The sequence below is a fragment of the Actinoalloteichus spitiensis RMV-1378 genome (assembly GCF_000239155.1).
Taxonomy (GTDB): Bacteria; Actinomycetota; Actinomycetes; order Mycobacteriales; family Pseudonocardiaceae; genus Actinoalloteichus_B; species Actinoalloteichus_B spitiensis.
Genome location: NZ_AGVX02000464.1, coordinates 1 through 10,658, shown reverse-complemented (window position 1 = coordinate 10,658; position 10,658 = coordinate 1). Strand labels below are relative to the sequence as shown.

The following is a 10,658-nucleotide window of genomic DNA, read 5'->3' as shown; positions in this document are numbered from 1 at the left end:
GTCGGCTCCGTCCCGCGACGGAGCCGACGCCCTCCGATCCACCGAGACCGCGCACGGGCCCCGGGTGGAGGTGGAACTCAGTTCTCGATCAGCAGCTCTTCCCCACCGAAGACAAGCCGCCAGTCCACCGAGTGGAACTCGTCGGAGTCGACGACCTCCCGCTCGGCCACCCAGTCGATCAGCAGCTGGCGGATCTCCGCCAGCTCGTCGTAGACCACGGGGGCCTCGGTGACGTGCGGGAAGTTCCCGCCGCCGGACTGGCGGTAGTTGTTCAACGCCAGCACGAACTCCTGGTCGTCGGCCACCGCGACCCCGTCGTAGGCGAGGTCGACCACCCGCTGCCCCACCGGCTGTCCCAGGTCGAGGTCGTAGGTGAGGGCGGCGTCCAGTCCTCCGACGATGTCGTAGAGGTAGTCGGGGGTGCCGTTTGGCGCCGTCGCGGTGGGCGCGTTGGTCACGTCGTTGGCCGCGTGCGGCCCGGGGCCGTCCACCTGCTGGTAGTACTCGGCCGACTTCTCCAGGAAGTCACGCAGCTGCGCCCCGGTGAGCACGATCCCCAGCAGGGTGTTGTCGTAGCCGTAGAGCGAGGCGACGTCACGCACGGTGACCTCACCCTCGGGGATCACGGCGTCCCGGTTGAACGGGGCGGCGGCGGCCAACACCGGCAGGTCGGCGTGCTCGGTGTCGGCCAGCGCCTCCGCGACCGTCTCGGCCTGCACCTGGTTGATGAAGTCGACGGCGGCGGTGTCCTCGTACCGGGAGGTCGCCGCCGACATGGCGCGGGCGTTGTGGCCCACGGTGCCGTTCACGTAGGCGCGGGCCGCCTCGTGCTGGTCGGCGACGAGGTCGACGATGGCCCGGTCCTCCGGCACGGTGGCCGAGTCGAGGACGTGGGAGCTCAACCCGGTCACCGTCCACCGGCCCCGCTCCATCCGCAGGTCGATGTCCATCACCGACAGGCGCTGCCCCCACTGCTTGGGCTGGGTGATCAGCACCTCCTGGCCGGTCTCCTCGTTGGTGACGAACCGCTCGGGCACCTCCTGGTGGGAGTGCCCGGCCAGGATCGCGTCGATGCCGGGCACCTGCTCGGCCAGCATGCCGCTGGCGTTCTCGGGGAACGGCAACGCGTCACCGTAGGAGGACGAGGGGTCGATCCCCGAGTGGGACAGGGCGATGACGACATCCGCGCCGGCCGCCCTCATCTCGGGCACGTAGGTGCGGGCCCGCTCGACGATCCCGTCGAACTCCAGGCGACCCTCGACGTGGGCGCGGTCCCAGATCGCCGAACCCGGGGTGGTCAGCCCGAGGAAGCCCACGCGGATCGCCCGTCCCCGGTCGGGGCGGACCGTCTCGATCGTGTAGGGCCGGTAGGCGGGTTCCCCGGTTTCGACGTCCAGCACGTTCGCGCCGAGCAACGGGAAGTCCGCCTGCTCCTCGAAGGTGTCCAACAGGTCCAGGCCGTAGTTGAACTCGTGGTTGCCCACCGCGCTGGCGTCATAGCCCACGGCGTTCATCGCCGCCGCCATCGGGTGCGTCTCCCCCGACTCCGTGACCGGGTCGACGACGGCGTGGTAGTAGGCCAGCGGGGTGCCCTGGATGGTGTCACCCGCGTCGACCAGCATCGTCCGGTGCGCGCCGCGATCCGCCCGCACCTGGTTGACCAGCGTGGACACCTTCGCCAGGCCCACGTGGTTGCCCGAGGAGTCCGCGTACTCGGCGTCGGCGAAGTAGTCCCAGTTGAACACGTTGCCGTGCAGGTCGGAGGTGCCCATCACGGTGAGGGTGAACTCGGGAACGCCCCGGCCGCGCGCGTCGGCGCCGGCGGCGGGCCCGGCCAGGGCGGGCAGCGCGACGGCCACGCCGGCGAGGGCGACGCCCAGTCTGGTGGCGGTTCGTCCCCGCCCCGGCAGCCGGCCGGAGCCGGTCGTTGGTCTGCTGTGCACCAGGTCCTCCGTAGAAACGTCAGTCGTCCACCGCCCCACCGGCCCGGCTGGTCCGTCCCGTCGCCAGGCGGGGCGGACGGCGTCGACGAGCACCCTACGAGAGCGGTGGCCTGGTGACACCGCATCGTCGGCGAAGTCTCGTGGTCCATCGGGTGACGAACACCGGGCGTGCCCGTCGGGCCACCACGCGGTGGGCGCCCCCAGGAACCGGTGGGGTCATGCGGCACGGAGGCCGCCCCGCTCGATCATGTGCCGCCTCCTCGCCGGCCTGCGCACGGCCGCTCCGCGACGGCACGCCGGGCAGCAGTCCCACCGGGAGCCCGACCGCGATCACCCCCATGCCCAGCCACGCCCCCGCCGAGGGTGGCGGCGCCCCGAGGGCGAACCCGCACAGCGCGGTGCTCGGCCCGGCGACTCCCGCCGTGAGCCCGGCGACGCCGGCACCGGCCCGTCGGACGCAGGTGAACCGGAGCACGAAGGCGGCGGCCGTGCCCAGCAGGCCGGGGTACCCCCACCGCGAGCAGGACGTCGGGGTCGGCGAACCCGGCCGGGTCGGGACGCTCGACGGCGGCCGCGAGCACCAGGAAGACGGCGGCGGCGACGCCGCAGGTCGCCGCCGAGTAGCTCCAGGCGCCCAAGCGCCCGACGACGCTGGGCGCCGAACAGTGTGAACGCGGCCTCGCACGCGGGCAGGGACGCGGCGAGCAGGACCCCGGGGATGTCGGCGCGGCTCCAGCCGGCGACGGCGACCGCACCCGCGCTGACCACGACGGCCCCGGTCACCAGCCGCGCCGAGGGCCGTCCGCCCCGGGCCAGCGGGCCGGCCACCGCCAGCACGACCGGCACGCAGGCGACGGCGGCGCCGAACACCCCCGGTTCGGTGTGCCGGGTGCCGAGCACCACCGCCAGGGTGAACAGGACCAGCCCGGACAGGGCTCCCGCCACCACCCACACCAGTTCGCTGCCCCGAGGCGGTACGAGCCGGACCCGCAGGCAGCGGGCGACCACCACGACCCCGAGGGCCGCGACGGCGTACCGGGCCGACTGGACCGCGAACGTCGGCAGGTGGTGCGTCGCGCCGGTGACGGCGACGGTGCCACCCAGCAAGACCATGCCGCCCAAGCCCGGCAGCGCTCCACTCCACGACGGGCCCGGCGGGGCGTCCTCATGCGTCATGCGCCCCAGCCTGACCAGCCGGCGGACTGTTCCACAGTGCCACGAACGGCTCGGTAGATTGGTCCAATGACGGGTGGCTCGGACTTCCTCCAGCTCGACGGAAGCCGGGTCCGCCGTGGCGAACGCACCACCTGGCTCGCCGCCAGGCTGCGGAACGCGATCGCCGACGGCACCCTGCCGGTGGGGGCCCGGTTACCGGCGACGAGGGTGCTCGCCGTCGAACTGGGATTCTCCCGGGGCACCGTGTCCGAGGCATACCGCCGGCTGGCCGACGAGGGCCTGATCGAGGCCCGCGCCGGGGCGGGCAGCACGGTGGCCGCACGGCCCGGTGGCCCACCACCGGCCGTCGCCCGGGCCGAGCCGTCCCGTGGCATCACCACGCCCACCGGGTCCCCGGTGGAACCGGCTGGCGGAACCGACCGGGCCGCCGTCATCGACCTGGCCGCCGGACTCCCCGACCTGGCCTCGTTCCCCCGCGCCGCCTGGCTCCGCGCCGAACGGGCGGTGCTCGCCACCGCATCGGCCCGGCAACTCGGCTACGGCCCCCCGCAGGGGGTGCCGGAACTGCGGGAGCAGCTGGCGGCCTGGTTGGGCCGGTCGCGGGGGGTGGTCGCTACCCCGGACCGCATCGTGATCACCTCCGGCGTGTCCGGGGCGCTCAGCCTGTTGGCGCAGGTCCTCCGGGATCGCGGTGTGGACGCGGTCGCGCTGGAGGACCCGGGCGCGGAGGGCAACCGGACGGTGTTGGGGCAGTGGCTGCCCAGGCTGCCGCCGGTCCCGGTCGACGAGCATGGGCTGGACACCGCCGTCCTGTCCCGGTCGGGGGCCGGCGCGGTGCTGGTGACCCCCGCCCACCAGTACCCCACGGGGGTGGTGCTCTCCCCGGCACGCCGGCGTTCCCTGCTGGCGTGGGCGGCCTCGCGGGACGGGCTGGTGATCGAGGACGACTACGACGCCGAGTACCGCTACGACCGGGCCCCGGTCCGCGCGGTCCAGCCGTTGTCCCCCCAGACCGTCGCCTACACGGCCAGCGTGTCCAAGACCCTGGCGCCGGGACTGCGGCTCGGCTGGCTCGTGCCCCCCGACCACCTGCGCGCACCGCTGGTCAGACTCCGCTGGGCCAGCGACCTGGGCTCGCCGGTCCTCCCCCAACTCACCCTGGCGCGGTTGCTCGCCGAGGGTGTCCTCGAACGGCACCTGCGGGCGATGCGGACCCGGCACCGGGCGCGGCGGGACGCGGTGGTCTCCGCGCTACGCCGGTGGTTGCCGGACTGCCCCGTGCTCGGCGTCGCGGCGGGACTGCACGTGCTGGTCCTGCTCCCGAACGGCCAGGACGACGCCGAGATCGCCGCCCGCGCCCGGGCGCACGGCGTCCTGGTGCGACCGCTCAGCCGGCACCGGATCGCACCGGGACGGCCGGGCCTGGTGGTCAACTACGCCGGTCACCACCCGGAACGGTTGGACGCGGCCGTCGGGGTGCTGGCCCGGGTGATCGACCGGAGCCGACGCCGCCCGGCAGCCCCCAGGGCCGCCCCGCGTCGTCCTCCCCCGCCGTGACCGCCAAGCCATGCTGGTGGCCGTCCTCACCTTGAACGGAGGGAACGGCAGCTCCAGTCCGGGACGCGCCGGGCCGGGCTCCAGCCGGGACACCCTACGGTTGTCGTGGGGCGCTCGCACTGTTACCGATGCTGTCCCGCTGGCTGCTCGACCGTCAGGGTGTCCTGCCCCTCAGCCTTCGGCGGCCGACTCCGTCCATCCGAGACCGCCGCACGGCGGCGCGGAGCTCCGCCGTCAGATAGCCGCGCACCTGCCGCACCTCGCCATCCGGGTCCGGAACCCGGTTGCGCACTGGGCGGCAGCCGAGTTCGGCCATGGTGCGCGCGAACTGCTTCGGGTCGACGTCACCCAGGGCCTCCACGAGTTCGGCGGTCGGGACGAACTCTCGTCCGCCCTCGCTGAGCTCGTCGCCCAGGTGGGCTACCACTGAGGCCAGCGGCTCGGGCAGTCCTTCCGGGGTCCACGCACTGGCCCGAGTGGGCTTGGCGGCTTCCCGGACCGACAGGGTGGCGGACGCCGGCGACACCGGGTCGGTGTCGCGGCCGGTCGCGTGCCCCGTGAGGCGGCCCGCGCCACCGCGAAGCTGCCTTCCCCGCGCGCAGATCGCCTGCCAGTCCTCGTTGGGCATGTAGTAGGTCCGCACCGTCAGGGCCAGCACCTCGCCGCCCTGGTTGATCTCCCCGTCCGGTCGAAGGATGCCCACGCCCTTGTGCGTGGCGAGCAGTCGACTGCTGTCGTACCCCCGGGTGTTCATTTGGTCGCCGAGCACGATGTTGGAGTCCCGCCAGTCCATGACTCGCAGCGCGAACCGGGAGCCGAGGACGGCGCGCAGTCCCGACGGGATGGTCTTCGAGTCGGGCCGCTGGGTGGCCAGGATGAGCACGATCCCGGCGGCGGGTCCTTTCTTGGCCAGCCAGGTGAGGAGTTCACCCACGTACTCCCCGGTGGTCTGCTTCCTGCCCTCCACGCTGATCGGTGTCCTGTTCTCCAGTGGCACCTGGACCTCGTCCACCACCAGGACCGTGACCGGCATGTCCAGTGCTGCGTCGCGGGACATCACCGGTGTGAGCTTGGATTCCGGGCAGGTCGCGTCATCGAGTGTTCGCATCCGGCGGTAGCGGCCCTGGACCTCGCTGATCAGTTCGATGAGCCAGCCGAGCAACGCGAAGACGTCGTCGGTGTCGTCACCGGCGAGGAACCGGTGCGCGACCTGGCCGGCCGCGTCCCAGTCCTTCCCCGCCTTGAAGTCGGCGACGTAGAGGCGGGCGTGCGGATCGAGGACCGCGCCGGCGACGGCGAGCCGGGCGGCGAAGGTCTTGCCCTGGCGCGGGATAGCTCCGATCAGCAGGGACGTCCACACCAACGGTAGATCCACGCGGCTGCCCTGGGGGTCCCGGCCGAAGGGCACCGGTCGCCACACGTCCCACTGTTCCGCGTCGACCAGGGGCGTGCGGGTCGGTGGTGTGGAGTAGGGGTCCCGGTCGGCCACCCACAGCGCCACGCGCCCGGCATGCCCTCCGCGCCCTCGGACGCGGTTCACGATCAGCTGGACCTCGTCGACCGCGAGCGCCGAGGCCAGCGCCTCCCGGTTCTTCACCACGTCGGCGGCTTTGCGGGTCGCGGGTAGGTCCACGGTGATGGTCCAGCCCTCACCGGCTCGGGTCGCTCGTTCGACCAGGCGAAGGGTCTCGTCGTTGCCGAGCAGTTTGGCGTCGCGGAACGCGTCCACCAGCACCTGCGGGTCCAAGCTCCACCGCAGGATCCGGGGGCCGGCCAGAACCGTCCTCCTACCGGGCAGTCCCTCGGCACGCCGACCCAACGCCGCCAGTGCGACGGCCCCGACGGCGCCCACGCACCACGGCCCGGACGGCCCGTGGACCGCGTGGAGGACGGCGAGCGCCAACCCAGCCCCGGCGATGACGCCGAGGGTCACCTTCCACCGGAAGAAACTCAGGGCGCGGATCTCGGTGAACTTGTCGGCGAACTTCCCGGCGTCCCGTGCCGCGTCGGCGTAGTCCCGCACCCGCACCCACCGGCGCCACGACCGGTAGGCGGTGACCAGGCCGCGCAGTACCGCGCCGAGGAAACGGGCCGGGGACCGGAGGATCTCGGCGGCCCCGTCACGTAGGAGTTGTCGTGCCTGGTGCGGCGACTTCAACGGTGGCGGAACCAGCGTGGACCGCGACCACCAGTCGGCCAGTCGTGCTCCAGGACCCGCCGGCGTCCTCGGCCTGGTCATGGTCGGCCCCGGTCTCGCCTACCACCGCTCGTGATCAGCAGGAGAGACTTGGTCAGGGTGTGGGCGGCGACCAGGGCGGGGAGTACCAGCGTGGCGAGCTGGACCCAGGGGTTGGCGACGTGGGTGAGCAGGAGCCACTGCGCGGTGGTGATGAGACCGGCATTGGTCAGCACGCGGCTCGTGACGGACACGACCCGGGTCTCGGTCCGGTTCGCGGCAGTGCGCCGTCCCCGGCGAGCTCCCGCCCGCCACACCAGGACGAGGACGAGGAGGACGAGCGCGCCGCCGAGGACGACGGAGGAAGGGGCGTCGTTGAGGGTCATCGTCGTTCTCCCTGGTGGTCGTCGGGGTCCTGCTTCGACCACGCCCGGTGCACGTGGCGGGTGTCGTCCTCGGTGAGCCCGCCCCACACCCCGACCACGTCGGAGCCGGCGGAGCGGAGTTCGAGTTCCAGGCACGGGTCAGCGACGGGGCAGCCCGCGCACAGGTGGGCCGCGTAGTCCCGTTCGGTGAGATCGTGCGGTGGCTCGGCGGGGCTGCCATGGCCGCAGGCGCCGTCGCGGCGGACGAGCTCGGCGAGCAGGTTGGTGGGGACCCGGCGCAGCCGGGTCAGCCGGCGGGCCGTCGCCGCGAGGTCCGGTGTGGGCTCGGTGCTCATCTGGCATCACCACCCGTCCGGCGAGTGGACAGCAGGCCGCGGAGCTCGGCGGTGGTGACGGCCGGGTGGGTGCGGCGCAGCAGGACGCGGATCACGCCAGGTCGCACCGCCCGGCGGACGGTTCTTTCCGGGACTCCGAGAATCCGGGCGGCCTGGCGCGGGGAATGGAATTCGGGACGTGCGAAGTCAGGGCGGGATGGGGGCATGGCGGTGGTCCCTTCACAACAGAATTGTCGATTTCAGCAGCATGTTGCTGAAATCAGCGCACCAATGGACGGGGTGAGCGACGCGGGGCCATGAACCGCGATCAGGTCCCGCGACTAATGCGCTCAGCGGCTACTGTCTGCGCCGAGGCGGAGCGCGGAGGTATGCGTGTCGGACGACTGGGCAGCGGTCGCCAGAGTCATCAACGAGCGGGTGAACCAACTCGGGTGGCGACAGCGGGAACTCGCGGAACGGTCGCAGGTCTCGCAGGCGATCGTGCGGGAGATCCAGCACCACACCGTGGAGCGCCGGCGGAGCGCGCGCACGCTCGAAGCCCTCTCCACCACCCTGGGACTGCACCCGCAGCACCTCCAGGCCGTGTTGGAGGGCAGCACTCCCCCCGAGCCAGGCGAGGCGGTACCGATGCCCGCCGAGGAGGACCGGCTCGCGGCCCGGCTGGCCGCCGTGGAGGAACGACTCGTCGACATCACCGAACGGCTGGACGCCATCAGCGCGGACCTCGCCGACGTCGCTCACCACGTCCGTGCCCGGCAGTGAGGCGAGGACCAGTCCGGTGTGGTGCGTGGAGTCGCGCATACCCAGAATTCAAGGCCCACCAGCGCGGGCATCCCATGCACCGGAACTGCGGAACCACTGTGGAAACACCGCACATGACCTGTTCCCGATGACTCCCGAGAACTCGGCGGAGAATTCATGCACCCGGTGACCGGTTGGACGGGGAGGACGGCCTGTGCGCTGCAATCAGCCCTGCGCCTGAGTCAGGAATCCTTCGCCGCACGGCTGGGAGTCGCACCCCGCACCGTCGCCGGATGGCACCAGAAACCGAACCTGCGGCCGAAATCGGAAATGCAACAACTGCTGGACACCGCACTGGAGCAGGCGACGCCAGCCGAGCGCGAACGTTTCCGAACCCTTACCGCGCCCGAGCCCGCCGCCCCGCCCGCGCGGCCGGTCAGCGCGCGGGCCGAACGGCGACTCGGCGATGCCCCGCACATCGCGGCGGCCCTGGAGTGGATCGACCACCACGCGGCCTGGCCCGCCGGCACCGCCCGCCACGCCGTCACCGGAGCCCTCGCGGACCTGGACGCACAGGAGTTACGGGATCGCGGGAGCAGGCGCGGCCGGATCACCCAGGCGGACATGGCCGACGCGCTCGCCCGCTACTACGACCCGCGACCGGGCTACGGCCGCTACGCCGCGCGGGTGGGCGCGGCCACCGCTCACACGAGCGTGCTCACCAGCGCCGACTGGCTCGACCTCGCCTGCCCCCTCACCGCCCGACATGACCAGCTCCGCACCACCGGGGGCAAACCCGACCCCTCCCCCGTCCTCACCGAACAGACCATCGACCCCGCCGTGCGCAGGCTCGCCGAGGTCATCGCCATGGACACCCGCCTGACCAACAACCCGCTGTACCGCCTGCTCAGCGTCGACGTGGAACCCGGCCGGATCGGCGGCGACGTGGGAATCACGCACTTCGTCGAGTACGCGCTCACGATGGACCTACTGGAAGGCGAGCTGACCGACGCGCTCACCGCGGGCACCCCGATCCAGCCCGGTTCGCTTCCCCTGCGGGAGCACTACCTCCCCGATTCCGCCGCCGTCCTCGCCGTCGGCGACCGGCTGTGCGCGGGAGGCGCGCTCGCGCTGCTGGCCATCGCGAGACCAGCGGACATCCTCCGAGGCGAGGCCGACTACCTCCTCCTCGTTCAGGAACGGTCCGGCAACGTCCTCAACGCCGCACGCCGTCTCGCGGTCATCCCCAAGGGCTTCCACGAACCGTTGACCGACGTGCGCTCGGACGCCCGGGTCGGTGCCACCCTCCTTCGTGAGCTGGAGGAGGAGCTGTTCGGCCGCGAGGACATCGACAACACCATCACCGAGGTCCGCAGCGCCGATCCGATGCACCCGAGTCGGCTGTCCGAACCGATGCGGTGGCTGACCGAGCGGCCAGGGCGGTTGCGGATGGAGTGCACCGGGTTCGGGTTGAACCTGGTGTCGGGGAACTACGAGTTCGCCAGTCTGATCGTGATCGAGGACGAGGAGTTCTGGCACCGCTTCGGAGGCCAGGTCGAAGCCAACTGGGAGTCCTCCAGCCTGCGCCGGTACTCCACGCTGGACGAGGACCTGGTGACCGAACTCGTCACCGACACGGCATGGAGCAACGAGGGGCTGTTCGCTATGCTCCAGGGCCTTCGCCGGCTCGCCGACCTGGACGGACAGCGCGTCACACTGCCAGTCATCGAATGGGAGATCGCTCAGTGAACCGCACGTGGTCCACCGGGAACGCCGCCGAGGACGGGTCCGCCAACCGGGGGTGGCTGGTCGGGCACTTCATCGACCCCGCACAGGGCGTCCGGCACAACACCGACGTCGAAGTGAAGTGGGCCTCGCACCCCGCCGGTGACGCACGCCCGGAGTGGACCAAAGACGACGCCCGCACCACGCTGGTGATCCTCATCGAGGGACGGTTCCGGGTGGACCTCACCGAGGGCAGCGCCGTCCTCGCCCGGCAGGGCGACTACGTGATGTGGGGCGCCGGTGTCGACCACTCCTGGGAAGCGCTCGCCAACTCGGTCGTGATGACCGTGCGATGGCCCTCCGCCACCTGACACCTCGTCAGGACAGGGACCAGGCGAGCTCGGGAACGTCGACGCGGTCGCCGCCGATCTCACCCAGCCGCCGCAACCCTTGGGTGAAGGCGAACAAGCCCTCGTTGCTCCACGACTCGTCCTGCGCGAGTTCGGCCAGGATCTCCCGGTCGCGTGCGGAGTACTGGAGCAGGCCGGCTGCCTCCCAGTTGGCCCGCACGTCCCCGCCGAAGCGGTGCCAGAACTCCTCGTCCTCGATCACGATCAGA

Annotated in this window: 9 protein-coding genes and 1 pseudogene; 4 read left to right on the top strand and 6 right to left on the bottom strand. The window is 72.2% G+C overall.

Going from position 1 to position 10,658, the window contains the following annotated elements; all coding sequences use genetic code 11:
• Nucleotides 1–77: 77 nt before the first annotated feature.
• Entirely contained in the window at nt 78–1,943 is a 1,866-nt protein-coding gene (locus ACTIDRAF_RS0219215) for a bifunctional metallophosphatase/5'-nucleotidase (RefSeq protein ID WP_016700349.1), read from the bottom strand.
• Nucleotides 1,944–2,273: 330 nt separating this feature from the next.
• Complete coding sequence (locus ACTIDRAF_RS29850; protein WP_157163143.1) at nt 2,274–3,119, bottom strand: hypothetical protein; 846 nt, start codon at nt 3,117–3,119, stop codon at nt 2,274–2,276.
• A 66-nt stretch (nt 3,120–3,185) separates the two neighbouring features.
• Here ACTIDRAF_RS29850 and pdxR point away from each other — a divergent pair, with 66 nt between their 5' ends.
• The gene (pdxR, locus tag ACTIDRAF_RS0219205) at nt 3,186–4,676 is read left to right on the top strand and encodes a MocR-like pyridoxine biosynthesis transcription factor PdxR (protein ID WP_016700348.1); all 1,491 of its coding nucleotides are present in this window, start codon (nt 3,186–3,188) and stop codon (nt 4,674–4,676) included.
• A 154-nt stretch (nt 4,677–4,830) separates the two neighbouring features.
• Here pdxR and ACTIDRAF_RS29845 read toward each other — a convergent pair whose 3' ends face one another.
• Genes ACTIDRAF_RS29845 through ACTIDRAF_RS0219190 form a run of 3 tightly spaced genes read right to left on the bottom strand, consistent with a single transcriptional unit; the run spans nt 4,831 to nt 7,573 of the window.
• The gene (locus ACTIDRAF_RS29845) at nt 4,831–6,915 is read right to left on the bottom strand and encodes an FtsK/SpoIIIE domain-containing protein (RefSeq protein WP_052168893.1); all 2,085 of its coding nucleotides are present in this window, start codon (nt 6,913–6,915) and stop codon (nt 4,831–4,833) included.
• The gene (locus ACTIDRAF_RS0219195) at nt 6,912–7,238 is read right to left on the bottom strand and encodes a hypothetical protein (RefSeq protein WP_016700346.1); all 327 of its coding nucleotides are present in this window, start codon (nt 7,236–7,238) and stop codon (nt 6,912–6,914) included. The genes ACTIDRAF_RS29845 and ACTIDRAF_RS0219195 overlap by 4 nt, the downstream gene beginning before the upstream one ends.
• Complete coding sequence (locus tag ACTIDRAF_RS0219190; protein ID WP_016700345.1) at nt 7,235–7,573, bottom strand: WhiB family transcriptional regulator; 339 nt, start codon at nt 7,571–7,573, stop codon at nt 7,235–7,237. The genes ACTIDRAF_RS0219195 and ACTIDRAF_RS0219190 overlap by 4 nt, the downstream gene beginning before the upstream one ends.
• A 372-nt stretch (nt 7,574–7,945) precedes the next feature.
• Between ACTIDRAF_RS0219190 and ACTIDRAF_RS0219180 the strand changes: the two genes are divergently transcribed.
• From ACTIDRAF_RS0219180 to ACTIDRAF_RS0219170, 3 genes are all read left to right on the top strand, one after another.
• The gene (locus ACTIDRAF_RS0219180; RefSeq protein ID WP_016700344.1) at nt 7,946–8,335 is read left to right on the top strand and encodes a helix-turn-helix domain-containing protein; all 390 of its coding nucleotides are present in this window, start codon (nt 7,946–7,948) and stop codon (nt 8,333–8,335) included.
• 309 nt (nt 8,336–8,644) lie between these two features.
• Nucleotides 8,645–10,063 (top strand): hypothetical protein, encoded by a 1,419-nt coding sequence (locus ACTIDRAF_RS0219175; RefSeq protein ID WP_016700343.1) that lies wholly within the window; start codon nt 8,645–8,647, stop codon nt 10,061–10,063.
• Nucleotides 10,060–10,410, top strand: a complete 351-nt coding sequence (locus ACTIDRAF_RS0219170; protein WP_016700342.1) for a hypothetical protein — start codon at nt 10,060–10,062, stop codon at nt 10,408–10,410. Before ACTIDRAF_RS0219175 ends, ACTIDRAF_RS0219170 begins: the two co-directional genes overlap by 4 nt.
• A 7-nt stretch (nt 10,411–10,417) precedes the next feature.
• Here the strand turns inward: ACTIDRAF_RS0219170 and ACTIDRAF_RS0219165 are convergent.
• Nucleotides 10,418–10,658, bottom strand: a pseudogene (locus ACTIDRAF_RS0219165) (transcriptional regulator); the annotation flags it as partial.